The organism is Hydrogenoanaerobacterium saccharovorans, assembly GCF_003814745.1.
Taxonomy (GTDB): domain Bacteria; phylum Bacillota; class Clostridia; order Oscillospirales; family Ruminococcaceae; genus Hydrogenoanaerobacterium; species Hydrogenoanaerobacterium saccharovorans.
The window spans coordinates 444174-470175 of record NZ_RKRD01000001.1; the positions used below are offsets into that span (position 1 = coordinate 444174).

A 26002-nucleotide genomic window follows, 5' to 3' on the forward strand; every position below is an offset into this window, starting at 1 on the left:
TAAAATGCTTTTTTGCTGTATCTATTTTAGAAAAGTGAGGGAACTTTATGACCTTTAGTTCTGTAAAGTACGGCGTTGCCCCGGAAGAAGAGCGTGCCGACATTAAAATACTATGCGATGAATACCGCAAGTATAACCACATCGATCCCTCAGCTTTTGATCGGTATGGTGTAAAACGTGGTTTGCGTAATGCAGACGGCACCGGTGTTATGGCAGGCATTACAAATATATGTAATGTGCATGGTTATGTGATGGATGAAGGTGAAAAAGCACCGATTGACGGTGAATTGATTTACCGCGGTATCAACGTGGAAAAACTGATTGAGGGCTGTGAAAAAGAAGATCGGTATGGATATGAAGAAGCTGTTTGGCTGTTGCTGTTTGGCAACCTGCCTACCAAAACACAGCTTGCCGATTTTACCAGCCTGCTTGCCCACATGCGCGAGCTGCCCGATACTTTTACCGAAGATATGATTTTAAAAGCACCCTCGCCAAACATTATGAATAAGCTGGCACGTTCTGTGCTTGCTTTGTATTCATACGACGAAGATGCCGATGATTGCTCACTTGAAAACGTACTGCGCCAGTCGGTGGAGCTGATTGCGAGAATGCCCACCATTATGGTAAGTGCTTATCAGGTAAAACGCCGCTTTTACGACCATAAAAGTATGTATTTCCATCCGCCTAAGGCGCACCACTCCATTGCACAAACTATTTTGTACACCATGCGTTCCGATAAAACTTTTACGGAAGAAGAAGCAAAGTTGTTGGATAAATGCATGATTTTACATGCAGAGCATGGCGGCGGTAACAACTCCACTTTTGCTACGCGTGTGCTTACTTCATCGGGTACCGATACCTACTCTGCGATTGCAGCAGGCATCGGCTCACTCAAAGGCCCTTTGCATGGCGGGGCAAATGCAAAAGTGATGCATATGATGGATTGCATCAAAGAAAACGTAAAAGATTGGAAAAACGACGATGAAGTTGCCGAATATTTAGCCAAACTGATACGCAAAGAATGCGGCGATTTATCAGGTAAAATATATGGTATGGGGCATGCTGTTTATACCAAGAGCGACCCGAGAGCAAGAATCTTAAAAGAAAATGCACTCAAGCTTGCCCAAAACACCGAGTTTATCGATGAGTTTATGCTGCTGGACAGTGTAGAAAGGCTCGCACCGCAGGTTTTATCTGCTGTCAAGGGAGAAAAGAAAATTATCTGTGCGAATGTCGACCTTTACTCCGGTATGGTTTACAAAATGCTGCGCATTCCGCCCGAGCTTTATACCCCGTTGTTTGCCAGCTCTCGCATTGGTGGTTGGTGTGCACACCGTGTTGAAGAGCTTATTACAGGCGGCAGAATTATTCGTCCGGCATACAAAGCTGTTTCGAAAGACTGCGAATATATTCCTCTTAACGAAAGATAACTGGATACTTGCAATTTAAATGAAATATCGTTACTATAAAGGAGTACACCCATTTGGCTGTACTCCTTTATTTTGTATTGGAGGACTAGGATGAATCAATCTCAACAAAAGCGCACAAAAGCATCTTATCTTATCTTTATACTGGCAGCAGTGGTTTTGGTATGTTTTCGCATGATTTTAAAACTGGATTTTATTGACCCGCAAACGGGTTTTTATAATACACACAGTGTTCTCAACTCGGCTTTTGCCATTGTATATGCAGTTTTTTGTTTGGCTTTGCTGTTTTTTTCTTATTCCGACAAAGAAAATTACGAAAAAAAGCTTCTTCCTCCGCTGAAAACCATCAGCCCGTTAGCAACAATATTTGGTATGGCGATTGAGGCAAAAGCGTTGACCGACGGATATGAGCTGTTCAACCAGATTAAAAGCGGCGAACAATTCAAGACGATGGATTTACTACTGAATTCGATAACGGTGCTGGTTTCGGTAGTTACAGGTATTGTGATGATTGTTTTGGCGGTAAATATGGGTACTCATTCGCTCAAAGGGTATCCCAGTTCTATCGTTTTGGCAATAACGGTATTGTACCAATGCCTGATGCTTATTGAACGCTTTACAAAGCATACTTCGCCCATAACGATTTCGGATGATATGCTTGAGATGGTGATGCTGGTATTTGGTATTTTGTTTATGATGGCGCATGCACGCGTAATAACCCAGTTGAATTTAAACAAAGGGTACCGGTTGCTGCAGTTTTCGGGCTATGCATTCGCACTCACTGCGCTTATTTTGCTGTTGCCTGAACTTTTTGGTATCCTTATAGGCAGACTGGAGTTTGAGCCGGCGCAAACCACCGTGATTGTTTACGATATCTTCTTAATGCTGTATTGCATTGTTTTTACCAGAAAGGTAACACATTGATATAAAATAAAAAGGGAGTGTATTTACACTCCCTTTTTTATCGTCAGAAATCCGGTGTTTTGCACACGTCGGACAAAATAACAAACATATTTGAAAATCGGTCGCACAGATACTCATTTGCAACATCGCTGATGGTTAATTGAGTGGATTCATCGGGTTTTATCGGCACCGTAAATACTACCTTGGTACCAACTCCCTCATGTGAATTTACCGCAATCGAACCTCCATGCTCCAGCACAATCATTTTACTGATTGTGAGCCCCAGCCCGTCACCGCAAATGCCCGCAGAGCGGGGGTCGTAACTAAAATAGGTTTCAAAAACGCGCTGTAAAATTTTATCATTAATACCCAAACCATTGTCTTTTACCGATATGGAAGCTTGACCGTTATCTAACCCCAAAGTAACCAGAATTTCTCCTTGTTCGCCGATAAATTTTGCAGCGTTGGAGATGAGATTGAGCACGACGGTTGAAATTTTCTCAGGGTCAAACATTGTAATCACTGGTTCCCCCGGGACAGAATAACGGAACCGAATGCCGATGCTTTCAATCATTACCGAAACAATTCGGCAAAGCTGCTCCAAAAACAGGCATAAATCCTGCTTTTTCGGAGAAAATGTGGATAACCCGTGCTGATACCGATTAACCTCAGAGATGTTGGCGCTGCTGCGCAACAGACGATAACATTGTGTAGAGATTTTATTGACATATTCGCGGATTGCGGGGTCCTCAAGCTCATCATTACAGCGGGTAATACCCGATAATGCTGCGAAGATGGTGGAAAGAGGATTTCGCGTTTGGTGTGTAAAAGTAGCAAGTATTCGGTCAATACCTTCAAGCTGCAGCGGATGATTACAAATAGCAAACTTGCACAGTTTAACAACACAGCCAATGAGGTTCTCTTTGTCAAAAACAGGGGAAAGCTGAAAATCATAATCATTTTGCAATGTGCATTTTGCTGCTACTTGAACTGTAGATTTTTGGGTAAGTTGGTCGAAAATTGTCGAAAAGTTTTGCGAAAAAATAAATTGGTTAACCACTTCGTTGATAGCTTGATTAGGGAAAAGAGCTTTAGCAGCTTTGTTTGCCCATTGATAAGTAAAGCCTTGATCGACAAGAATGACGGGGATTGCCGCATCTTCAAAACTTTTGATATAGGAGTTACCCCACCATGAGCCACCCTTCATAGCATATATCACCTTTCAACCCTGATATCAAGAAAAAGGTTATAACGATTTTGGCATTTGTATCGGTTAAACTCTTTTCTTCCACATTACATTATATATAAATTTCCATGTGAAGTAAACAATATTTATTAGAAACAGGGCAAATAAATATAGGATTTTAAACAAGTGTACAAAAATATAATTTTATGGTTAATATTATCACAAAGTGCTTGTCATTTTTGTCTGTTTGAGATAGAATAATATTAGATTATAAATTTAGGAGGTTTCCCCATGATAAAAGTTGGTATTAATGGTTTTGGTCGTATTGGTAGACTGGTTTTCCGTGCCGGTTTGGATAATCCGGAAATTGAGTTCGTTGGAATCAACGATCCTTTCATGACACCTGATTACTGCGCATATATGCTGCGCTATGACACAGTTCATGGTCAGTACAAAGGTGATATTAAATACACCGAAGATGCTATCGTTGTAAACGGTAAAGAAATCAAATTCTTTGCAGAAAAAGATCCTGCAAACATCCCTTGGGGTAATTGCGGTGCTGAGTATGTTGTAGAATCCACCGGTGTTTTCACCACAATGGAAGCTGCTCAGGCTCATATCAAAGCAGGCGCTAAAAAAGTTGTTATCTCTGCACCTTCTAAAGATGCACCGATGTTTGTTATGGGTGTTAACCAAGACAAATACACCAAAGATATGGACATTGTTTCCAATGCATCTTGCACAACAAACTGCTTGGCTCCTTTAGCTAAAGTTATCAATGACAAGTTTGGCATTGTTGATGGTTTGATGACCACAGTTCACTCCACCACCGGTACCCAGAAAACGGTCGATGGTCCTTCCAAGAAAGACTGGAGAGGCGGACGTGCTGCTTCCGGCAACATCATTCCTTCTTCTACCGGTGCTGCAAAAGCGGTTGGTAAAGTTATCCCAGAGCTGAACGGCAAACTCACAGGTATGTCCTTCCGTGTTCCTACTTTGGACGTTTCGGTTGTTGACTTGACTGTAAACCTTGCTAAATCTGCAAGCTACGATGAGATTTGTGCTGAGATTAAAGCTGCATCGGAGGGCGCAATGAAAGGTATTCTTGGTTACACCGAGGATGCTGTTGTTTCCTCCGACTTCATCCACGACGAGCACACCTCTATCTTTGATGCTAAAGCTGGTATCGCTCTTACTGATAAATTTGTCAAACTGGTTTCCTGGTATGACAACGAGTGGGGTTATTCCAACAAAGTCCTTATGCTCATCCAGCACATGGACAAAAACAAATAAATTTTAACTTCGGTTTAAACGAACCAAGTAGTAAAATTATTTAATAAACGCACCTGATTTTGAGTAATTTATTCAGAATCAAGTGCGTTTTTATTTAACAAGTTAAAATAATATTGTGGAAAAATTTCATGTTTTAAAGTGTGTTTGTTATAAAATTGCAGTGCATTTATAATAGTAAAAGTTATAAAAAATGGTTTTTGGTACAACATAGGTGAGAGGACGATCTTATCTTACCAAGTAACCGGAAAGGATACTGTTTATGGAATGGCTGCATGTTTTACTTAGTTCATTGGGCTCTATTATTGCTCTTTTTATTCTGACTAAAATTATGGGTAACCGTCAAATGTCACAATTAAGCATGTTTGATTATATCAACGGAATCACTATTGGTTCAATTGCAGCAGAAATGGCAACTTCACTTGAGGATGATTTTATAAAACCGCTTACCGCAATGATTGTATATGCTCTCCTTTCTGTTTTATTTTCTTTCGCAACAAGCAAATCGATTAAACTGCGCAGGATATTGACAGGTGAAACATTGGTTTTGTTTAATGAGGGTAAAATTTATAAAAGTAATTTAAAAAAAGCAAAGCTGGATGTAACGGAATTTTTAACCCAATGCCGAAACAGCGGATACTTTAACCTTTCGGACATTCAAACAGCTATTTTAGAGCCAAATGGAAAAATCAGCTTTTTACCGTTGGCAGCCAAAAGGCCTGTAACCCCCGGCGATATGAATTTGTTCCCTTTGCAAGAGAAACCTGTGGTTAATGTAATTCTTGACGGAAAAGTTCTGCAAGATAACCTTAAATTTACCGGTAACAACATGCAATGGCTGAAGAAACAGCTGGAAATGCAGAAGATATCTAAAATAAAAGATGTATTTCTCGCAACCTGCGACTATGAAAACAATCTGAGTGTTTATATAAAAATAGAAAAGCCCATGACAAGGGATATGTTTGAGTAACAAAAAATACAAGGGATAGTTGGGTAAATGTAAAAAGGCTTGTAAAAAGGGGAGCTTCAAGCTCCCCTTTTAGGTTTATTCGGCTGTTTTGCAGTAGATACGAATTGCATCGCTCATAAATTGTGCCAGCCCGTCGGCATGTTGATTTATATTTTTTGTAAATCGCTCATCTGCAATATACATTTCGCCCAAACCTGCTAAAATCTCGTTTGTACAATGATAAAAATGTTTGGTGATAAGACCTTGCCAGTCGGCAACAAGCTGCTGTACTTCTGGCGAGGACGGCTCGCGATGCATGTTGGCAGCAAAAGCAGCGTAAATTTTTTGTGTTTCTTCTGTAATCGCTGCCCACTCCATTGCACTGTATCCGTCAGCTTTTTTCTGGCTTTCTTTGTAAGCGTCAGTGTTACCCCAACGGGCTTCGGCTTCTTTGGCATATTTTTTTCTACTATTTTCAATTTCACTCATATCAAATTCTTGAAAACTCATAGTTTTTTCTCCTTTCAGTGTGTTCTCTACCAAGGCAATCAAAGAATTAAGCCGATTGCGTTTCAGTATCAGCAAATCTTTATGATTTTTTAGTGCCTTGTTTTTATCAAAGAAAGGGTCGTCCAAAATCGGTTGGATATCCTTTAAAGCAAAGCCCAATTCACGAAAAAATAGTATTTGCTGCAACCGTTCCAAACATGCATCATCGTAAAGACGGTATTTGGCTTCGGTTACTTCGCATGGGTGCAGCAACCCAATTTCATCGTAGTAATGCAGTGTGCGCACACTGATACCTGTCAGCTTTGCAACTTGATGAACCGTTCTGTTCACAACAATCCCCCTTTCTTTAATTATTATTGTAAGCTATAACGCAACGTAAGAGTCAAGCGAAATTTTAATTTTATAATTGAAAATATCGTGATAAATAAAAGCTCTGCTTTTATATTGCCAAGTTTGTATTTCATAAAACATAATATTAGGTTATTTTTGTACCTGATTATTTTAACAGCACCTTATGCTGAACTTTCATTTAATATTATAAAAAGGGCATCATCGACAAAGCGATAATGCCCTTTGGTGATTATCTGCAAAAATTGATAATATAAGATTCGAGAGCCTTTTGAATCACCTCAACAGCTCTATCTACATGTTCAATCTCATTCACTGCGGTTTCTTTGTTTTCGAGTGCCTTGTATACCTGAAAGAAGTGTATCATCTCATCAAAGATATGACAGGGCAGGTCGTCGATGTCTTTATAGCTGTTATAGGTGGGGTCTTCAAACGGGATAGCAACAATTTTTTCATCGTTTCTACCGTTGTCAATCATGGTGATGACACCAATGGGGTAACAACGCACCAGTGTCAACGGGTCGATTGGTTCGCTGCAAAGCACCAAAACGTCGAGAGGGTCGCGGTCATCGCCGTAGGTGCGCGGAATAAAGCCATAGTTTGCAGGGTAGTGGGTGGAGGTGTAGAGAATACGGTCAAGAACAATCAGGCCGGTCTCTTTATCCAATTCGTACTTTTTTTTGCTACCGGTGGGAATCTCGATGACAGCCATAAAGTCTTTTGGTGTAATGCGTTTGGGGCTGATGTCATGCCAAATATTCATATTTCATACTCCCGTTTCTTTGTGCGTTATGTTGCACAATATTATCCTATAATAAATTAAATATTTTCTTTAATAGGGCAAACGCTTTTTCTTCGGTGAATACGCCGGGAGAGTGCAAAAAATTGCCTGTGGGTGCACCGCGCTGTGCAACCTCTTTCAGCGTGTTTTCGCTAAGTACAGGTAAATCCACATCCAACAACTCGCCAATCAGTGCTAAAACTTTGTTGCCGCTGTACCCAAGTGTGCCAAACAGTGCTTCATATTTATCAGATAAGTGTTCCTTTGCTTCTCTTAAATAGTCACGCAGAAAAACAGCACAAGCCTGTCCGTGAGGTACCTGATATTCTTCTGTGAGAAAATAGCCGAGCGGGTGGCAAAAGCCGGTGCCTGTCGTATTAATGGTAACACCCGCATAAAGAGAGCCGTAAAGCAGCATTTCGCGGTCGCTCATTAAAATTTCTTCTTTGGGCTTGTTTTTAATATTTTCCAGTGCTTGCACAATCACATCAATACCGCGTGTTGCAAACATGTCCGAAATATCAGTGGCATTCGAGGCAAAGTAGCCTTCCAATGCATGGCAAAGTGCGTCCAATGCCGTGCTGATTGTAAAATCGTAGGGGAGTGATGCTGTATATTTTGGGTCTGAAAAAACATAAGATGCATAAGAAAGCCCATGCTTATCGCGAAAAGACCGCTTGCGCCCTGTTTCATCTACGGTAAGTACAGAATAAGGGGTTACTTCGCTGCCTGTACCGGCTGTTGTGCCAATGAGTACCATAGGAAGTGCATTTTTTGGTAAATCGCCGTAAATATCAACACCATGCAGGTCGTTGCAGGCAAAAAATGCAATTGCCTTGGTTGCATCAAGCGGAGAACCCCCGCCGATACCGATGAGAAACTCTGCGCCAAACTCGCGGGCAAGCTTTCCTGCTGCTTCGCATGAGGATACCAGAGGATTCTGCCCAATGCCGTCAAACACACGATAGGCAATTCCCTGCTCGTCCAGCACTGCGGTACAATCATCCAGAGCTCCACATGCTTTCGCACTGCTTTTACCGGTTACGATTAGGCACTTACGGCCGAGAGAAGAAAATACTGCTCCGCCGCCGCGAACACACTCTGCGCCGCTGATGATATGAGTCGGAAGATAAAAGTCAAAATCCATCGGATACCTCCATACATTTGATATAAGTCTATTATAGACATTCGAAGCACTCAAGGCAAGCAAATTTGAAAAAAACACATATAAACGTGTAGTAGCACATTTATTACTGTTTATTGCTTTTGGCGGCTTGCTTTAAATTAGGATGAATATGATAAAAAATTATTACAAATCGTTGTTCAGCAATCAAAGCTATGCGGAGAATCACGGTAGGCAAACACGCAGTAATGAGCATGTGAACGGATGCGTTCGCGCGCTGCCCGAATATGGCGTGAAACAGTCGAGCAATCGATACCAAGCTGTGCGGCAATGTCCTTTACGGCAAGACCCTTGTAATAATGCAGGGTAAAACACTGGTGCTGGCGGTGGGTCAGCTCGTTTTCTACTGCGTAGCGTGTTGCATGCAGCAGCGATTTGAGAAACCGGCGGTTGGTGTTATCACTGCCCAAACACTGCTGAGCCTGTGCCGAAATGCTGTCAATATCCTCTACTGTAAACACACGTTTGGTTTTGGCTCTTAACAAAACATTTCCTCCTCTTCGCGTTGGCGGCGTATCAGTTCAAGACGAACCAAAGCAACGTCATACATTTCCTCCTGCATCACATTTAAACGGCGTTTTACTTCGTCGCGCTCAGCCAAAGGCAGCAGTTTCATCTGCTGACGTAACGCGGCAACACGTTCTCGCAGCATCGTTTCGGTATGGGTATAATCGTCAATCATCGCGGTATAATTCAAATAGTCAGGCTCCTTTCTTAATCACACAATATGTGTAGTAATAAAACGTATGTTCTTATATAAATTTTGCAGCCGAAGCGGAAACAGCTGCATATTGGGGGCTTAATTCTAAGACTATCATACGAAAATCAATCTGTCAATCAAAATACTATACGAAAAATTTATAAAAACATCTTGCAATATCTACACAGTACGTGTATTATAGTGGGTAAAGGAGATGAGGGCATGTTGGCAGAGCGATTGAGAGAACTGCGAAAAACTAAAGGGTTAACCCAATTACAGCTTGCACAGCAAATTGGTGTATCGGCAAGTGCCATTGGTATGTATGAGCAGGGGCGCAGAGAGCCCGACCATGAAACATTGGGCAGGCTTTGCAGTTTCTTTCATGTATCCAGCGATTTTTTTCTTGGCGCAAACACACCAGCACAGCAAAAAGACTTGAACGAAATTATTGAAAGTGTTCGCGAAGCGATTTTAAAGCAAGAGGGGCTGATGTTTAACGGTATTTTGGTGGAACCTGCGGACAGCGAAAAAATTATAAACGCCATCAAACTGGGCATCAGCTTTGTGTTGGGACAAAAGAATGAGTAATTGACGGAGGAATTGGTTTGGCTGATATCAAAGGATTGGTAAAAAAGCTGCGCAGCGAATATGGTACAAACGACCCGTTCGCGCTTTGCGAGGCACTGCACATCGGGGTGCTGTATTGTGACCTGCCTATAGATGTAAAAGGGTTTTACCTTTTGATTAACAACAATCAAGTGATTTTTCTCAATCAGGAACTGGACGAAAATGAAGCGCGCGTGGTTTGCGGGCATGAACTGGGGCATACACAGCTGCACCGTGATTTTAACGCGGTGTTTATGCGCACCCAAACCTTGCTTAACTGCCAGCGATATGAAAATGAAGCAGATATGTTCTGTGCATATTTACTGCTTGACGGCGAAGAATTAACAGACGGAACCGAAGTGGTAACCATGGAGGATATTGCACGCCGTACGGGGCTGCCCAAACGTTTGGTGCAGCTTTATTACACAGCCGGTGCATAACAGAGTTGATAGGAGGAGATGCAGAATATGGCGAAACGGGCTTTGGTGTTGGCGGGAGGAGGCTCGCGCGGTTCGTACCAGATAGGTGTTTGGCGTGCATTGCGTGAACTGGGCTGGGAGTTTGATATTGTAACCGGAACATCGGTGGGTGCACTGAACGGTGCGCTGATGGTACAAAACGATTATGATGTTGCGGTTGAGATGTGGCAGACAATATCCACTTCCGACGTATTGAGTATGGATATAGACGATAAAATCGACAGTGTCAGCGATTTTAACAACAAGCTGGCATTGTTTGTACGAGAAATGGCAAAAAACGGCGGTGCCGACCCCGGCCCTCTTGAAAAAATTCTGCAACGTTATATCGATGAGGAGCGTATACGCCAATCGCCCATTGAGTTTGAAATTGTTACCGTGGAGTGCCCAAGCCTTTCCCCTTGTATTATCAATAAAGAAAGTCTGCCCGAGGGTGAACTGGTAGATTACCTGATGGCGAGTGCTGCTTGTTTTCCTGCAATGAAAATGCGCCAAATTGGCGATACCCGCTACATCGACGGTGGGTATTACGACAATATGCCCATCAACCTTGCCATCCAACGAGGTGCAGATGAAATTATAGCCGTGGATTTGGAGGCAATTGGGCGGCAAAAGCGCGTGAATGCGCCAGGTGTCAAAATCCGTTATATCCGCAGTAAGTGGGATTTGGGCGTTTTTATCTTATTCGATAAAGAAGCAGCGAAACGCAACATCGAACTGGGCTACCTCGATATGATGAAAGCATTTGGCAAGCTTGAAGGCTTTGCCTATCCGTTCTACAGAGGCGAAATTGAAAAGAATGCGCGCAGGCTGGAAAAATACTTTGATCTTATTACCATTAAATTAGACCTGACGGTGCAAAAATATAAAAAGACATTGATACAGGCAGATTCCGGCATAGGTTTGGCGCGTGTGGTAAACAGTACGGCACATGTGCGTATGACGAGTGATGCGGCTATTGCAGCCGCCGGAGAAACTGCCGCGCGTGTTTTTGAGCTTTCACCGCTTGTTACTTATACGTTTGACGAACTGAATAAACAGATAGGGCAAGCGTTGGAACAAATTCAAAATGAAGATTTAGTGCAGATAGCCGAATCGCTGCATAAGGTGATGAGCCCAAAAGAGATTTTGCGCACAATCAAGTGTATAGACAAACGCCATGTGGCTGCTTTTTGTTTAGGTGAAATTCGCAAAGCATACCAACAAGATGGTGCAAATGCTTTGCTGCAAGTGTTGCGTACGTTGGTTGCTGATGAGTTTATTGCAGGGTTGTATCTGTTTGCACTCGAATTGGCACAGCGGTAGGCTTTTTGCCTGCTGTATGTATATTCAAGTACCTTCAAGCCCATATTATCCGTAAACGAAGTATGGAGGGATACTATGGAATTCAAAGGCAGCAGAACCGAGGCAAATTTAATGGCAGCATTTGCAGGTGAAGCACAGGCACGTACCAAATACACGATTTATGCAGAGCAGGCGCGTAAAGACGGCTACGAACAGCTTGCTGAGATTTTTGAAGAAACGGCAGAAAATGAAAAAGCACATGCCGTACAATGGTTTAAGCACCTTCATGGCGGCAGCATCGGCAATACCCAATCCAACCTGGAGGATGGAGCGGGCGGCGAACATTACGAGTGGAGCAGTATGTACCCTAAATTTGCCGAAGAAGCCCGAGAAGAAGGATTTACCGACATTGCAATACAAATGGAACTGATTGCAAAAATTGAAAAAGAACATGAAGAACGTTACCGTAAATTAATTGAAAACCTGAAAAACGGTGAGGTATTTAAAAAAGGCGATAAAATCGTTTGGATTTGCCGTAACTGCGGACATATCCATGTTGGCACATCGGCACCTCAAATCTGCCCTGTATGCAAATACGAGAGGGGCTTTTTCCAGCAAAAAGCAGAAAACTACTGATACACTAAAAGACCTTCTTTCAAACTCCTCTGCGGGTTTTGAAGAAGGTCTTTTTTGGGGGTGCTGTACAGCAAAAAGCAGCTTTAAGCAGCCGGTTTGTAATCCGGCTTTTTATATTGAAGCAAATAAACCGGTATAGCAGTTTTGTGTGCTGAATGTTTTTTGCATACAGTGTGGTTTGCAGTTTTTGAAAAGTAATGTATCATATGCGATACCGTTACCGCGAGAAGCGCTATGCCAAAGCAGAGCCCAGCCAAAACCCATTTTAAAATTTCTATTGTCATCAAAAACAACCTCCTCAAAATAGTATCCCTCGAAAAACGTATGTTCTTATATAAAATATATCGAAAATGGCATTTGCTCAATGACAATTCGATTTAAGAACATTTGTTCTAAGCTGATTCTAGCACAAAAACAACCGTTTGAAAAGGGGTGTTTTGATAATTTTGCAATAAGCAGAAAAATGTTGAACCGATTACCGAAACGTTGTACAATATTACTAATAGTTTGATTTTACAGGAGGAAGAGTGATGGATGGGCAGACGGGATTAATTCATATTTACTGCGGTGACGGAAAAGGCAAAACGACCGCGGCAATGGGCCTTGCAATGCGCGCTGCAGGCAGCGGGATGAAAGTGGCACTGGTGCAGTTTTTAAAAGGGCAGCAAAGCAGTGAACTCAAAATGCTCCAAATGCTGCCCAACGTTACCGTAATTCGCGAGCAGCTCAGCCCCAAATTTACGTTTCAAATGAACAGCGAAGAACTGGCAAGTACAAAAATGGTACACAGCCGTTATTTAAATACTGCACTGAAGCTTGCAAAAAACGGCGAATGTGATTTGCTGATATTAGACGAATTGGTTGGTGCACTCAACTGTGGTTTAATCGACGAAGATTTACTGCATGAATTGGTGGAGAAGAAACCTGCGCAGCTCGAATTGGTGATGACGGGGCGCAATCCGGCACAGTGGCTGGTGGATGCGGCAGATTATGTATCTGAAATACGTAAAATCAAACACCCTTACGATAAAGGAGTGGATGCGCGTAAGGGGATTGAACGATAATGATGTGGACGGAGGAATGAACATGAGAGAGATTAGCCCGCAAAAAATTACCGATACGGTAAAAAGGCTTTGCATTGAGGCAAATTGCTATCTGCCCGCCGATGTGCAGCAGCGCATTACCGAGTGCCGAGCATGCGAAGATTGGAAACCCGCGCGAGGCATTTTAGATAAAATCATAGAGAACTATGAAATTGCACAAAATGATGCAGTCCCCATCTGCCAGGATACGGGAATGGCTTGTGTATTTTTAGAAATAGGGCAAGAGGTATACATAACGGGTGATGTAAAAGCCGCAGTAAATGAGGGCGTACGGCAGGGCTACGAGCAGGGGTATTTGCGCAAATCGGTGGTGCAAGACCCGCTTGACCGTGTGAATACCCGAGATAATACCCCGGCGATGATTTATTTTGATTTGGTTGCGGGTGATAAAATCAAAATTACGGTTGCACCAAAGGGCTTTGGCAGCGAAAATATGAGCCAAATTAAAATGCTCAAGCCTTCGGACGGGCTGCAGGGAGTGAAAGAGTTTATCCTTAAAGTTGTGGAGGATGCGGGACCGAACCCCTGCCCGCCCATTGTTGTGGGTGTTGGTATTGGCGGCACATTTGATAAGGCTGCACTGCTTGCCAAAACCGCACTGTTGCGCCCTTTAACACAGCGCAGCAGTAACCCTTTTTATGCACAGCTCGAAGAAGAAATGCTCGAACAAATTAACCGTAAAGGCATTGGCCCCCAAGGGTTCGGCGGAAAAACCACGGCACTCGCGGTGAATATTGAGACTTTGCCTACCCACATTGCAGGTCTGCCGTGCGCAGTCAACATCAACTGCCATGTTACCCGCCATAAAACGGAGGTGATCTGAGATGGAGAAACATATCAAAACACCGCTTACGCACGATAAGCTAAAAGATTTGCATTGCGGAGACAGCGTATACATTACAGGTACCATTTATACAGCGCGCGATGCCGCCCACAAACGCCTTGTAGAGTTGGCAGAGCAAGGCAAGCCGCTGCCTTTGGATGTGAAAGATGCGATTATTTATTATGTTGGTCCTACCCCTGCAAGAAAAGGGCAGGCAATCGGGTCTGCAGGTCCTACTACAAGCTACCGTATGGATGCCTATTCCCCCACACTGATTCGCCTTGGTCAAACAGGGATGATCGGCAAAGGCAAGCGCGGCAGTGAAGTAGTAGACGCGATGAAGCAAAACGGTGCTGTCTATTTCGGCGCCATCGGCGGTGCCGGTGCACTGCTGGCAAAATGCGTAAAAAAGGCGGAGGTTATCGCCTATGAAGATTTGGGGGCAGAGGCAATCCGCAAACTGGAAGTAGAAAACCTGCCTGTAGTGGTTGTGATTGACTGTGACGGAAATAATCTTTACCAATCCGGCCGTGAGGCATATCTTAATCGCAAAGCAAAATGATGTACGGAGAAGACGGAATGAAGAAAATTTTACTTATCACCACCGGAGGTACCATAGCAAGCGAGCCTACCGAAGAGGGACTGGCTCCAACGCTTACCAGCGGGGAGCTGTATGCGCTGTTGGGCGGCATTACAACCAATTATGAGGTTGAAACCTACGACCTGTTCCACCTCGACAGCTCGAACATCCAACCGGAGGAATGGCAGCAAATTGCGGGGTGCATTGCACAGCGTTACCGCAATTACGACGGAATTGTACTGACGCACGGCACCGACACGATGGCATATACATCATCCATATTGTCGTTTATGCTGCGGGACATACCAATCCCCGTGGTAATTACGGGCTCTCAGCTACCTATTTTGCATCCCCTTTCGGATGCGTTGGAAAATTTGCGCGGTGCTTTTGCTATGGCTGCCTCGGGTGCACCGGGTGTATTTGTTGTATTTAACCGCAAGGTGATTTTTGGCACGCGAGCAGTAAAAATACGTACTACCGGTTTTGATGCGTTTGAAAGTGTAAACAGCGAGTATGCCGCGGTCATCAACGCACAGGGCTTGCAAATGCTTTATAAACCCGTAATGCCTGTAAACGAATTTTGTTTGGAGGATAAATTGTGCGGTGACGTGTTCCTTATTAAACTTACACCGGGGTTAAACCCCGAAATATTCGATATGCTTTTACAGATGAATTATAAGGGAATTGTGATTGAGGCTTTCGGAGCGGGAGGGTTGCACTTTATCCGTCGCGATTTAATTTCTAAGCTGCAAAAGATTGTTGAAAGCGGTATTACTGTAGTGGTGTGCAGCCAATGCCTGTATGAGCGCAGTGATTTTTCAATTTATCAGGCAGGGCAAAAGGCACTGGAAAAAGGCGCAGTACAGGGCTATGATATGACTACTGAGGCAGCAGTTACCAAACTGATGTGGGCACTGGGCAAGAACAGTGCCCCTGCCGAAGTTAGAAAAGAATTTGCAACCAATTATGTTGGCGAAATTACTCTGTGATAAAAAGAACAGCGGGCGAAGAAATCTTCGTCCGCTGTTTTGTTGGCAAAGGTTAGCACCTACAGCATAATTCTCTAAGCAAACAAATAATAAAATCTACGATAGTGAGGAAGAGAAGGCTGAAAAAGAACACAATTAACCCAATCAGTACGGTTAAAGCAATTAGGTTAGGAACAATTATTAAAGCAATAATGGTAGTTATAAGGGAACCTGCCGCTGCGCCCAACAGGCAGTAGCCGTATATGCACACACATTTTAGCGCACAAGGGGATATGCGATGTGCAAACAAAGGAACCACAACCAAAGCCAGAAGGGTAATGGTGGCAGTTATAATGGGGAGAAAAGCTACATCTTCAATAAGACCTAGAGGGATGAGACCATAATAAACAAGTAGTGCAATACCAATGCCAATAAGCAAACTTGCAATGACTGCGAAAATATTGCATCCTTTACATCTAAACATATATTTATCATTCTTTCTTTTCTATTCTTTTGTTGGGGGAATTCCCCAATAACAGTATATGCCATTGATTGATGTTTTGTCGTACTCCTGCAGTAACGTCATTTAAAGTTATAAAAGTAAATTCGTAATAATTAAAAAAATACGGCTTGCAAGCAAATAAATGCCAACAAACCGTATCAATAAAACAAAAAAATAGTACCGCCCCCGCGATTGCAAGGACAGCACCCCTGGTGGACGATGAGGAACTCGAATCCCCGACCTTCCGCACGTCAAGCGGAAGCTCTACCAGCTGAGCTAATCGTCCAAATATAAAAATATAGCCGCGGACAAGCTTTCGCTTAAAGCGACTTGTTAATTATACAATAAGTTTACATGAAAATCAAGTTTAAGACACAAAAATTTTGTAAAATATTTTCGTATAACTTTGTGCAAAAATACGTTTCTTCCAAAAAGATGTTAAAATAGTAAGCATTTTGCCCAATTCTGGCGGCGAATAATCAAAGCAAAATGTTGTTTGCCCCTACCGCTTATGCTATAATGGTAAAGATAATGGGTTGATTATGTCTTACTGTAAGCAGGCACTGCATTGGTATACAGGCTTATATGTAAATGACGTTCAAATGGAGAGTAGATATGGTTATTATAGGAATTGACCCGGGCTATGCCATTGTGGGCTACGGTGTAGTGAGTTACGCAAAAAACAGGTTTGTAACCTGCGCTTACGGTGCGATTACTACCCCTGCCGGCATGCAGTTTGAACGCCGGCTTGAGATTATTTACAATGAAGTTATGCGCATTTTAAACAAGTACAAGCCGGATGCAATGTCGATTGAGAAATTGTATTTTACAAACAATAAAACTACGGGTATTGATGTAGCTCAAGCGCGAGGCGTTGTTTTATTGGCAGCAAGGCAAAACAATGTAGCTGTTTATGAATATACGCCCATGCAGGTAAAACAAAGTGTGGTTGGTTATGGTAAGGCTGTTAAAACACAGGTGCAAGAGATGACAAAATCTATTTTAAAGCTCGAATGTATCCCTAAGCCGGACGATACCGCGGATGCACTTGCTATGGCAATTTGCCACGGGCATTGTTCCGGTTCGCTTATAAGCCGTTTGATTTAAGGAGGAATAACCGATGATTTATAGTTTACGTGGCAAGCTTGTACATACCCAGCCCAATCTTGCGGTAGTAGAATGCAGTGGCGTAGGCTATGCTTGCAAGACAACTGCCACCACTTTGGCAACTCTTCCCAAGCAAGGCTCTGAGGTGTTGCTCTATACTTATCTTCATGTTACCGATAATGCACTTGATTTGTTTGGTTTTGCAGGTAGCATGGAGCTTAATTTCTTTAAAATGGTTATCACCGTTACGGGTGTAGGCCCTAAGGTTGCACTTGCAATTCTCTCTGACCTCACCCCAGAAAAGCTGGCGCTTTGTATTGCTGCGGGCGATTACAAAACGCTTACCCGTACACCGGGTGTGGGCAATAAAATCGCACAGCGAATCGTTCTTGAGCTTAAGGACAAGGTATCGAGCGATGACTTGAGTATGGGCGTGAAAGAGAGCGGAGGCGCGGTAGATGTGGGTACGGGCAGCCTCGCAGAGGCAATCGGTGCGTTGGTGGCGCTCGGCTACTCGCGCAGCGAGGCAGCGGTGGCACTTTCTAAACTCGACGTCAGCCTGCCTGTAGAGGAACTGATTAAAGGTGGGCTGAAAGCGCTGTCATCGCACAAATAGCAAACATCTTAGTTGATAAATTACCTGCCTCTTGTTTATGCACGGACGATGGTATTTGTTTTTATGTACAAAAACAGGCACAACGGGAAGGGGATAAATAAGATGAAAAACATCATAGCAGTAGCATTTATGGTATTGCTGTTGAGCATGGCAGGGTGCGGTATAGTTAAGAAAGTTCCGTCTGCCGAAACATCATCTGCGTTATCTTCATCCCAAACCCAAAGCAGCACTTCGAGCGAAACCGAACAAGAGAATAATCCATATACCGAAGAAGCCTCTATTACAGCAGACCAAGCCGCGCAAGGCTTTGTTGATGCACTTAAAAAGATGGACACCTTAGACTTGGAAACATACGGCAACCCTGAACGGTTTAAGGGGAAGGAAGGCTCATACAATTACCTCAAAGCCGTTAAATTGAACAGTATTTCTTATACCAAAATTCAATCGGAAGATTCAATCGGAGTATATGAATTGACGCTCGATGTTGCCGATGCGGGCGGCACCTTGCTTAAAACAGGCAGCCACAAATATATCATGCGGGCAGGTCCCCCTCCGTATGACCTTAACCCCGCAGTTTTATCCATTACTCCTGCCGAAAAGTACATTGCCGATGAAGTGATTTCAGCAGATGCGGCAGCTCATCAGCTAACCGCTGCAAGAGATTGGGGATGTATGTGGCAGCCATTTACGTCGCCGGAGGAATTGAATAAAGAGATTGACATAGATTATCTCATTGGTTTAAACGGCGACCCAAACGGATTGACGCAGGAGCGGCTGAATGAGCTGGCAAAGAAGTATTACGGTTTAGATAGCTATGTTCACACCGATTCGCGCTTTTATAATAAACATGAAAAGCGCTACGAGCTGTTGGGCAGGTGTGGGGCAACCACCAACGAACGTGTGGTACGCATAGAGGGGACAGAACAAGACAAAGTGATTTATATCGAGTTTTATGACGACCCTATACAAATTGTGTTAAAAGAGACACTTGCCTATACGATGGCGCAAAACGATGACGGTACGTACCGCTATGTTAGTATAAAAAGTGTTGAGAAAATCGCATAGATTTTAACTTGACAGAACATACTTGCACCCCTGACAAAAAGCAAACTGCAAAACAGGAGGAGCTTATGTTAGAAAACGGCAAAGAGGTATGCAACTGTAAAATAAAAGATTGTCCGCGCTTTGGCAAATGCGAAGAATGCATGGAGCACCACAGGCTTTATAAAAAGCACCCGCCTTATTGTAAACGGGCGGGGCGGCAGGTTAAAAAGAAAAAACAGAGCGACGAATAAAGAATGGCTTGGGCGGCATTGTAGCGGCTCTAAGCCGCAGGAGGAACCAATGGATAGCTACGAGATGGATTTTGAAAACCGAATCGTGACGCCGGAATACGCGGGAGAAGATTTTGATGTAGAAAACTCTCTGCGCCCAAAAACTCTTTCCGAGTACATCGGGCAGGAGAAGGCAAAGCAGAACCTTTCGGTATACATCGAGGCGGCAAAAGGGCGAAACGAGCCCCTAGACCATGTGCTGCTTTACGGCCCTCCCGGCCTTGGTAAAACCACGCTTGCGGGGATTATCGCCAACGAAATGAATGTGAATATTCGCATCACTTCGGGGCCGGCGATTGAGAAACCGGGCGATTTGGCTGCATTACTCACCAATTTAAGCGAAAATGATATACTGTTTATAGATGAAATCCATCGGCTTTCTCGTGCGGTGGAAGAAGTGCTTTACCCCGCTATGGAGGATAATGCACTTGATATCATTATCGGCAAAGGGCCGAGCGCACGCAGCATTCGCATCGACCTGCCGCGTTTTACGCTGGTGGGTGCCACCACCCGTGCAGGGCAGCTTACCGGTCCGCTGCGCGACCGCTTTGGCGTGATTTTGCGTCTGGAAATGTACACGCCCGAGGAGTTGGGGCGCATTGTCAAGCGCAGTGCGGGCATTCTAGGGATAGATTGCGACGAGGACGGAGCACGTGAGCTTGCCAAACGCAGCCGCGGTACCCCGCGTATTGCAAACCGCCTTCTCAAACGTGTCCGCGACTTTGCGCAGGTACTGGGTGACGGTAAAATCCATGCTCAAATAGCGGCAGAGGCTTTGAGCCGTTTGGAGATTGACGAGTTGGGGCTGGATAATATTGACCGTTTAATTCTTGAAACGATGATTAAAAACTATGCGGGCGGCCCTGTGGGGTTAGATACCATCGCGGCGGCAATCGGCGAAGAGAGCATCACCATCGAAGATGTTTACGAGCCATATTTAATGCAGCTGGGTTTTCTCACCCGCACACCGCGTGGGCGCTGTGTTACACTGCCCGGCTATCAGCATATGAACCAGAGCCCCAATAGAACAGATGAATTTGAACAGCTGGGTATTGAGGATCTTAATTAAAATTACAATATAATCTGCCCCAAAACGGCAGGACGGAGGCTATGAATGGGAAGACTTTTTGGAACAGACGGAGCGCGTGGCGTAGCAAATCAAGATTTAAATGTGCAGCTTGCATTGGATATTGCGAAAGCAGCGGGGATGATAATCAAGCGCGAAAAAGGTGGTAAACCCACTTTTGTGGTTGGTAAAGACACACGTATTTCCGGCGATATGTTGGAAAGCGCAATGGCAGCAGGCTTAACCACTGTAGGTGCAGATGTAGTTTTGCTTGGTGTAGTGCCTACCCCTGCCGTAGCGTATTTGGTAAAAGCGCTGGATGCAGATGCAGGTGTTATGCTTACCGCGAGCCACAACCCCTATGAATTCAACGGCATTAAAATATTTAACGCACAGGGCTTTAAACTTTCGGATGAAGATGAAGAAGAGATTGAGGCAATCGTACTCGACCAAGCCGAGGAGATTGAATACGCATCATCCGATGAAATAGGCAGAGTAACCGATGACCGTTATAAGGTAAGCCTTTATGTACAGCACATCAAAAGTACGGTTCAGGGGCATTTTCGTAACCTAAAAGTCGTTCTTGATTGTTCCAACGGCAGTGCCAGCCGCACCGCCGCAAGCATTTTTGCGGATATGGGCGTACAGTTAACCATCCTGAATGCCAACCCCGATGGAGTTAACGTAAATTTGGATTGCGGCTCGATGCATGTGGAGCGACTTGCCGAATATGTAAAAGCAAATAAATTTGATGTTGGTTTTGCATTTGACGGCGACGCCGACCGTTGCCTTGCGGTAGACAGTGAAGGCTGTGTCATTGACGGAGACACCATGATTTCGATTTTTGCAAAACAGATGAAAGAGCGCGGGGTACTCAAAGGCAATTCGATGGTAGGCACGGTCATGTCCAACCTCGGATTCTTCCGTTTTGGCGAGGCGAACGGCATTACAGTACATGCAACCAAGGTGGGCGACCGCTATGTGCTTGAAAAAATGCTTGCAGAGGGTTATATCATCGGCGGCGAGCAGAGCGGGCATATTATCTTTTTGGAGCATATGACAACGGGCGACGGCCAGCTTTCGGCATTGCAGCTGCTCGATGTTATCTCGCAGACAGGCAAGCCGCTGACTGAGCTGAAAAAAGTTATGACCAAATACCCGCAGGTTTCGGTAAATGTCCGTGCCGAAAAAGAGCAAAAAGCAAAGCTGCCCGATGCGAAAGAGATTTGGGACAGCATTGATACTTACACCGAACAGCTTGGCGGCAACGGCAGAATTCTTGTCCGTCCGTCCGGTACCGAGCCGCTCATCCGCGTAATGGCAGAGGGCGCCGATATTGCGCAGATTACAGAGATTGTAAACAACCTTGCAAAGCAAATTGAGGAGAGACTATGAGAATAGCCGGCGATTGGAAAGATTACGAGATTATTGATACATCCGGCGGAGAAAAGCTGGAGCGTTGGGGCGATGTTTTGCTGATTCGCCCCGACCCTCAGATTATTTGGGAGACCCCCAAAACCTGCCCCGACTGGAACAAAGCCAACGCACGTTACCTCCGTTCTGCTACAGGCGGGGGCACGTGGGAAGAATATCATATGAAGAAAAAGCAGTGGAACATCCGCTACAAAAACCTTACCTTTCAGGTAAGCCCCACCGGTTTTAAGCATACGGGGCTGTTCCCCGAGCAGGCGGTAAATTGGGATTTCTTTATGGACAAAATAAAAAAGGCAGGTAGGCCCATCAAGGTACTCAACCTGTTTGCGTACACCGGCGGTGCAACCCTTGCTTGTGCGGCGGCTGGGGCGCAGGTGTGCCATGTCGATGCATCCAAAGGTATGGTAAACTGGGCGCGCGAAAATGCCAAGCTTTCGGGTTTGGACGAAAAACCAATCCGTTGGATTGTGGATGACTGCCAGAAGTTTGTTGAGCGTGAGATACGCCGCGGCAATACCTACGATGCCGTGATTATGGACCCGCCGTCTTACGGCAGAGGCCCGGGCGGTGAAGTGTGGAAGCTGGAAGAACAGGTGTACAGCCTTGTGGATGTTTGTTCGAAAGTGCTTTCGGACAACCCCCTGTTTTTTGTACTCAACTCTTATACCACAGGTTTGCCTGCATCGGTGATGGAATATCTGCTGGGTGTTACGGTTGGTACAAAGTACAAGGGCGAAGTATCGTCTTCAGAGATTGGGCTGCCTGTGCGTGAAAGCGGTTATGCATTGCCTTGCGGCTCCACGGCTATATGGCAAACCGCAAACGATTAAAAAGTAATAGCCACGAAGTGAAAATTGCTTTTAACATTTAAATAAAATAATTTTATTCGACAATGACTCTCTTTGAGAGCATTGATCTTAAAAAGTAAGGAAAATGACTATGGAACCAATCATCAGTGCAAAAAACATTACCTTTGCATATCAAAGTTACGACGAGAAGCAGTCGCGCACTGTACTCAAAGATATTTCTCTCAATATCGAAAAAGGCAGCTTTGTGGCGGTGCTTGGGCATAACGGCTCGGGCAAAAGCACATTGGCTAAGCACTTTAACGCTATTTTGCTGCCGCAGGGCGGCACCGTAATGGTTGAGGGGATTGATACGAAAGACGAAGATCGCATCTACGATATTCGCCAGCGTGTGGGTATGGTGTTTCAAAACCCCGACAATCAAATTGTTGCCACCATTGTGGAGGAAGATGTTGCGTTTGCGCTGGAAAATTTGGGTGTGTCCCCGTCAGAGATTCGTCAGCGTGTGAATGACGCACTGAAAGCGGTGCACATGTACGAGTACCGCGAGCATGCACCGCATCAGCTTTCGGGCGGGCAAAAGCAGCGGGTAGCCATTGCGGGTATTATAGCAATGCGCCCCGACTGTATCGTGCTGGACGAACCTACCGCTATGCTTGACCCACACGGCAGGCGTCAGGTTATGAAAACCATACGTATGCTGGGCGAAACCTACGGCATCACCGTGGTGCTCATCACCCATTACATGGATGAGGCGGCGAAATGCGACCGCGTTGTGGTGATTGATGAAGGGCAGATTATTTTGGACGGAACGCCCAAACAAGTGTTTAGTCATGTGCAGATACTCAAAGAAGTGGGGCTGGATGTTCCTCAGGCAACCGAGTTGGTGTATGAGCTTAGAAAAGCGGGTTATAACATCCCGCAGGATATTATCTCGGAGGAAGAATGCATCGAGGCTCTAGAAAAGCTAATGGAGGAAAACCATGTCCATCATTAAAACCGAACATTTGACTTATACTTATTCCATTGGTACGCCGTTTGAAAAAACAGCAATCGATGACATCAACATTGAAATAGAAGAGGGCGAATTTGTCGGTGTCATCGGCCACACCGGCTCGGGTAAAAGCACGCTGATTCAGCATTTTAACGGATTGGTGAAGCCCACCTCCGGTAAGATTTACATCGACGGTGAAGATATTTGGGGTGATGGTGTGGATATCCGCGCCGTGCGCTTTAAAGCGGGCTTGGTGTTTCAGTATCCCGAATACCAGCTTTTTGAAGAGACGGTGTATAAAGATATTGCGTTCGGCCCAAAAAACATGAAGCTGGATGAAACCGAAATAGACAAGCGTGTGCGCGAAGCGGCGGCATTTGTAGGGCTCAAAGAGCATCACTTTGAAAAAAGCCCGTTTGAACTTTCGGGCGGGCAAAAACGCAGGGTGGCAATTGCAGGCGTTTTGGCAATGCGCCCCAAGCTGCTGATACTCGACGAACCCACAGCGGGGCTTGACCCAAAAGGACGTGAACGCATTTTGGGGCAGATACGAGAATACCATGAGCAAGAGAAAAACACCGTGCTTTTGGTATCGCACAGTATGGAAGATGTTGCGAAATACACCAAAAAATTGTTGGTGATGAACCAGGCAAAGGTGTTTATGTACGATGAACTGGAAAAAGTGTTTGCTCATGTGGAAGAAATACGCCATATGGGGCTTGCAGTTCCGCAGATTTCGCGCATTTTTATGCAGCTTAACCGAGACGGTTACCCCGTACCCGATAACGTCTACACTGTAGAGCGGGCTAAGCAGATTTTAATGCAAACACTGGCGAAGGGAGGAAAATCCTAGATGCTCAAAGATATTACGATCGGTCAATACTTCCCGGGTAAGTCTGCCCTGCACAAGCTCGACCCACGCATGAAGATTGTGCTTACCCTTGCTTATGTGGTTTTGCTGTTTGCGGCGAACAACATTTGGGGGCTTTTGGTGGGTGTAGTGTTTTTGATTATCGCCTACGGCATTTCGCGCATTCCGCCCAAAATGATACTCAAAAGCTTAAAGCCGGTCGTTCCCATCATTATTTTTACCGCAATTTTGAACATGTTTTTTATCGAGGGTGAATCCATCTTTAAATGGTGGATTATTAACATTACACGCGAGGGTGTAAGCACCGCAGTATTGATGGCAGTACGCATCATTTGCCTGATAGCGGGTACTTCGCTGCTCACCTACACCACTTCGCCCATTGCACTTACCGACGGTATTGAGCGGCTGATGAGCCCCTTGAAAAAGCTGCGGTTCCCCGTACATGAGCTGGCAATGATGATGACCATTGCACTTCGTTTTATCCCTACATTGATAGAAGAAACCGAAAAAATTATGAGCGCCCAAAAGGCAAGGGGTGCAGATATGGAAAGCGGCGGGTTGATACAGCGGGCAAAAGCACTGATCCCCATTCTTATCCCGTTGTTTGTATCGGCTTTTCGCCGTGCAGATGAACTTGCACTTGCCATGGAGTGCCGCTGTTACCGAGGTGGCGACGGCAGAACACGCATGAAACAGCTTAAAATGCAGGCGGTAGATTTTGTGAGTGCTGCATTTGTTGCGTTGTGCATTGCGGGCGTGATTGTGATAAATATTTTGTTATGAGAAACATTAAACTAACCATCTGTTACCTTGGGACGAACTATCATGGTTTTCAGGTACAAAACAACGGCATTACGGTGTGCGAAGCGATGCAAAACGCAATCGAGCGCATATTCGGCAAGAGGTACGATATAAAAGGCTGTTCGCGAACCGACGCGGGTGTGCATGCCAACAGGTACTGCCTCAACTTTTTTGCCGCAACCGAAATGCCGCTTTGGGGCATTAAAAAAGCACTGAATGCTGTGCTGCCCGACGATATTGCAGTACAGTGTGCCGAAGATGTACCTGAAGATTTTCATGCACGGTACAGCTGCAAAGGCAAGCGCTACCTTTATAAAATTTGGAATTGTGATTACAAAAACCCGTTTTTACAGGGATTGGCTTACCATTATTTTAGAACCATCGACCTTGTACAGGCACAGGCTGTTTGCGATATATTTGTGGGTACGCACGATTTTGCCGCGTTTTGCGGCGGTAAGAATACACAAGAAGATACCATTCGCACAATTACAGCCTGCGGAATGCGCAGAAGCGGTAACCTTGTTGAATTTTATGTGGAAGGCGACGGGTTCCTTTACAATATGGTTCGTATTTTAGTAGGTACTGTGATTGCTGTATGCGAAAATCGACTGAATTTACAGGACATCCCGCGTATCATGAAATTAGGTGTGCGGCGTGTAGAATGCAAAACAATGCCTGCCTGGGGGCTGTATTTGGATGAAGTTTTTTATGAATAAGG

General features: G+C 44.6%; 31 protein-coding genes and 1 tRNA gene. 23 read left to right on the top strand and 9 right to left on the bottom strand.

The genetic code is table 11. The features are described 5' to 3' along the window. Window positions 1-47 precede the first annotated feature (47 nt). The gene (locus EDD70_RS02070; RefSeq protein WP_092753492.1) at window positions 48-1430 is read left to right on the top strand and encodes a citrate/2-methylcitrate synthase; all 1383 of its coding nucleotides are present in this window, start codon (window positions 48-50) and stop codon (window positions 1428-1430) included. Window positions 1431-1520: 90 nt separating this feature from the next. Continuing rightward, entirely contained in the window at window positions 1521-2351 is an 831-nt protein-coding gene (locus EDD70_RS02075; RefSeq protein ID WP_092753490.1) for a hypothetical protein, read from the top strand. Window positions 2352-2394: 43 nt separating this feature from the next. Here EDD70_RS02075 and EDD70_RS02080 read toward each other — a convergent pair whose 3' ends face one another. Next, a complete protein-coding gene (locus EDD70_RS02080) occupies window positions 2395-3537 on the bottom strand; it encodes a sensor histidine kinase (protein ID WP_092753488.1) in 1143 nt (380 codons plus the stop codon). A 270-nt stretch (window positions 3538-3807) separates the two neighbouring features. Between EDD70_RS02080 and gap the strand changes: the two genes are divergently transcribed. After that, a complete protein-coding gene (gene gap, locus EDD70_RS02085) occupies window positions 3808-4809 on the top strand; it encodes a type I glyceraldehyde-3-phosphate dehydrogenase (protein ID WP_092753486.1) in 1002 nt (333 codons plus the stop codon). Window positions 4810-5068: 259 nt separating this feature from the next. Next, window positions 5069-5776, top strand: a complete 708-nt coding sequence (locus EDD70_RS02090; protein WP_092753484.1) for a DUF421 domain-containing protein — start codon at window positions 5069-5071, stop codon at window positions 5774-5776. Window positions 5777-5851: 75 nt separating this feature from the next. On the opposite strand, the gene EDD70_RS02095 is transcribed toward EDD70_RS02090, so the two are convergent. From EDD70_RS02095 to EDD70_RS02115, 5 genes are all read right to left on the bottom strand, one after another. Beyond that, window positions 5852-6595: a MerR family transcriptional regulator gene (locus EDD70_RS02095; protein ID WP_092753482.1), complete on the bottom strand. Its 744-nt coding sequence runs from the start codon at window positions 6593-6595 to the stop codon at window positions 5852-5854. A 250-nt stretch (window positions 6596-6845) separates the two neighbouring features. Then, window positions 6846-7376 carry an inorganic diphosphatase gene (locus tag EDD70_RS02100; protein ID WP_092753480.1) on the bottom strand — a complete coding sequence of 177 codons (531 nt, stop codon included), beginning with the start codon at window positions 7374-7376 and terminating at the stop codon, window positions 6846-6848. Between the two features lie 46 nt (window positions 7377-7422). Next, on the bottom strand, window positions 7423-8541 hold the full coding sequence (locus EDD70_RS02105; protein WP_092753478.1) for an iron-containing alcohol dehydrogenase family protein: 1119 nt from the start codon (window positions 8539-8541) through the stop codon (window positions 7423-7425). A gap of 176 nt (window positions 8542-8717) precedes the next feature. Next, window positions 8718-9062: a sigma factor-like helix-turn-helix DNA-binding protein gene (locus tag EDD70_RS02110; protein WP_092753476.1), complete on the bottom strand. Its 345-nt coding sequence runs from the start codon at window positions 9060-9062 to the stop codon at window positions 8718-8720. Continuing rightward, window positions 9056-9274, bottom strand: coding sequence for a hypothetical protein (locus tag EDD70_RS02115; protein WP_092753474.1), 219 nt, complete (start codon window positions 9272-9274; stop codon window positions 9056-9058). The genes EDD70_RS02110 and EDD70_RS02115 overlap by 7 nt, the downstream gene beginning before the upstream one ends. 225 nt (window positions 9275-9499) lie before the next feature. On the opposite strand from EDD70_RS02115, the gene EDD70_RS02120 reads away from it, so the two are divergent. The 4 genes from EDD70_RS02120 (at window position 9500) to rbr (ending at window position 12279) form a co-directional block, all read left to right on the top strand. After that, on the top strand, window positions 9500-9865 hold the full coding sequence (locus EDD70_RS02120; protein WP_092753472.1) for a helix-turn-helix domain-containing protein: 366 nt from the start codon (window positions 9500-9502) through the stop codon (window positions 9863-9865). 17 nt (window positions 9866-9882) lie between these two features. After that, window positions 9883-10323, top strand: a complete 441-nt coding sequence (locus EDD70_RS02125) for an ImmA/IrrE family metallo-endopeptidase (RefSeq protein ID WP_162840855.1) — start codon at window positions 9883-9885, stop codon at window positions 10321-10323. A 27-nt stretch (window positions 10324-10350) separates the two neighbouring features. Further along, window positions 10351-11664, top strand: a complete 1314-nt coding sequence (locus EDD70_RS02130) for a patatin-like phospholipase family protein (RefSeq protein WP_162840854.1) — start codon at window positions 10351-10353, stop codon at window positions 11662-11664. Between the two features lie 75 nt (window positions 11665-11739). Continuing rightward, window positions 11740-12279 carry a rubrerythrin gene (rbr, locus tag EDD70_RS02135; protein ID WP_092753466.1) on the top strand — a complete coding sequence of 180 codons (540 nt, stop codon included), beginning with the start codon at window positions 11740-11742 and terminating at the stop codon, window positions 12277-12279. A gap of 83 nt (window positions 12280-12362) precedes the next feature. On the opposite strand, the gene EDD70_RS02140 is transcribed toward rbr, so the two are convergent. Continuing rightward, window positions 12363-12566: a hypothetical protein gene (locus tag EDD70_RS02140; RefSeq protein ID WP_123810995.1), complete on the bottom strand. Its 204-nt coding sequence runs from the start codon at window positions 12564-12566 to the stop codon at window positions 12363-12365. Window positions 12567-12809: 243 nt separating this feature from the next. On the opposite strand from EDD70_RS02140, the gene EDD70_RS02145 reads away from it, so the two are divergent. The 4 genes from EDD70_RS02145 to EDD70_RS02160 are packed head-to-tail and all read left to right on the top strand — an operon-like array spanning window position 12810 to window position 15774. Continuing rightward, the gene (locus EDD70_RS02145; protein ID WP_092753461.1) at window positions 12810-13343 is read left to right on the top strand and encodes a cob(I)yrinic acid a,c-diamide adenosyltransferase; all 534 of its coding nucleotides are present in this window, start codon (window positions 12810-12812) and stop codon (window positions 13341-13343) included. A 22-nt stretch (window positions 13344-13365) separates the two neighbouring features. Continuing rightward, window positions 13366-14205 carry a fumarate hydratase gene (locus tag EDD70_RS02150; RefSeq protein WP_092753459.1) on the top strand — a complete coding sequence of 280 codons (840 nt, stop codon included), beginning with the start codon at window positions 13366-13368 and terminating at the stop codon, window positions 14203-14205. Between the two features lies 1 nt (window position 14206). Next, window positions 14207-14767 carry a Fe-S-containing hydro-lyase gene (locus tag EDD70_RS02155; protein ID WP_092753457.1) on the top strand — a complete coding sequence of 187 codons (561 nt, stop codon included), beginning with the start codon at window positions 14207-14209 and terminating at the stop codon, window positions 14765-14767. A gap of 17 nt (window positions 14768-14784) precedes the next feature. Further along, window positions 14785-15774, top strand: a complete 990-nt coding sequence (locus EDD70_RS02160; protein ID WP_092753455.1) for an asparaginase — start codon at window positions 14785-14787, stop codon at window positions 15772-15774. 52 nt (window positions 15775-15826) lie between these two features. Here the strand turns inward: EDD70_RS02160 and EDD70_RS02165 are convergent, their stop codons facing one another. Both EDD70_RS02165 and EDD70_RS02170 read right to left on the bottom strand, forming a co-directional pair. Further along, window positions 15827-16237 (bottom strand): hypothetical protein, encoded by a 411-nt coding sequence (locus EDD70_RS02165; protein WP_092753453.1) that lies wholly within the window; start codon window positions 16235-16237, stop codon window positions 15827-15829. A 228-nt stretch (window positions 16238-16465) separates the two neighbouring features. Continuing rightward, window positions 16466-16541, bottom strand: a tRNA-Val gene (locus EDD70_RS02170). Window positions 16542-16870: 329 nt separating this feature from the next. Between EDD70_RS02170 and ruvC the strand changes: the two genes are divergently transcribed. The 11 genes from ruvC to truA all read left to right on the top strand — a co-directional run bounded on the left by ruvC (window position 16871) and on the right by truA (window position 26000). Beyond that, window positions 16871-17362, top strand: coding sequence for a crossover junction endodeoxyribonuclease RuvC (gene ruvC / locus EDD70_RS02175; protein ID WP_092753451.1), 492 nt, complete (start codon window positions 16871-16873; stop codon window positions 17360-17362). A gap of 13 nt (window positions 17363-17375) precedes the next feature. Then, the gene (gene ruvA / locus EDD70_RS02180) at window positions 17376-17978 is read left to right on the top strand and encodes a Holliday junction branch migration protein RuvA (RefSeq protein WP_092753449.1); all 603 of its coding nucleotides are present in this window, start codon (window positions 17376-17378) and stop codon (window positions 17976-17978) included. A 102-nt stretch (window positions 17979-18080) separates the two neighbouring features. Beyond that, window positions 18081-19043, top strand: a complete 963-nt coding sequence (locus EDD70_RS02185) for a hypothetical protein (protein ID WP_092753447.1) — start codon at window positions 18081-18083, stop codon at window positions 19041-19043. Between the two features lie 65 nt (window positions 19044-19108). Continuing rightward, window positions 19109-19273 carry a hypothetical protein gene (locus tag EDD70_RS14860; RefSeq protein ID WP_162840853.1) on the top strand — a complete coding sequence of 55 codons (165 nt, stop codon included), beginning with the start codon at window positions 19109-19111 and terminating at the stop codon, window positions 19271-19273. Between the two features lie 49 nt (window positions 19274-19322). Next, a complete protein-coding gene (ruvB, locus tag EDD70_RS02190) occupies window positions 19323-20381 on the top strand; it encodes a Holliday junction branch migration DNA helicase RuvB (protein WP_092753445.1) in 1059 nt (352 codons plus the stop codon). Window positions 20382-20426: 45 nt separating this feature from the next. Next, window positions 20427-21773, top strand: coding sequence for a phosphoglucosamine mutase (gene glmM, locus EDD70_RS02195; protein WP_092753443.1), 1347 nt, complete (start codon window positions 20427-20429; stop codon window positions 21771-21773). Next, entirely contained in the window at window positions 21770-22642 is an 873-nt protein-coding gene (locus tag EDD70_RS02200) for a class I SAM-dependent methyltransferase (protein ID WP_092753441.1), read from the top strand. The genes glmM and EDD70_RS02200 overlap by 4 nt, the downstream gene beginning before the upstream one ends. A gap of 109 nt (window positions 22643-22751) precedes the next feature. After that, a complete protein-coding gene (locus EDD70_RS02205) occupies window positions 22752-23615 on the top strand; it encodes an energy-coupling factor transporter ATPase (protein WP_092753439.1) in 864 nt (287 codons plus the stop codon). Then, window positions 23602-24465: an energy-coupling factor transporter ATPase gene (locus EDD70_RS02210; RefSeq protein WP_092753437.1), complete on the top strand. Its 864-nt coding sequence runs from the start codon at window positions 23602-23604 to the stop codon at window positions 24463-24465. The genes EDD70_RS02205 and EDD70_RS02210 overlap by 14 nt, the downstream gene beginning before the upstream one ends. Next, entirely contained in the window at window positions 24466-25266 is an 801-nt protein-coding gene (locus EDD70_RS02215; RefSeq protein WP_092753435.1) for an energy-coupling factor transporter transmembrane component T family protein, read from the top strand. It begins immediately after the preceding gene. Next, window positions 25263-26000, top strand: coding sequence for a tRNA pseudouridine(38-40) synthase TruA (gene truA / locus EDD70_RS02220; protein WP_123810996.1), 738 nt, complete (start codon window positions 25263-25265; stop codon window positions 25998-26000). Before EDD70_RS02215 ends, truA begins: the two co-directional genes overlap by 4 nt. The last annotated feature ends 2 nt before the right edge of the window (window positions 26001-26002 follow it).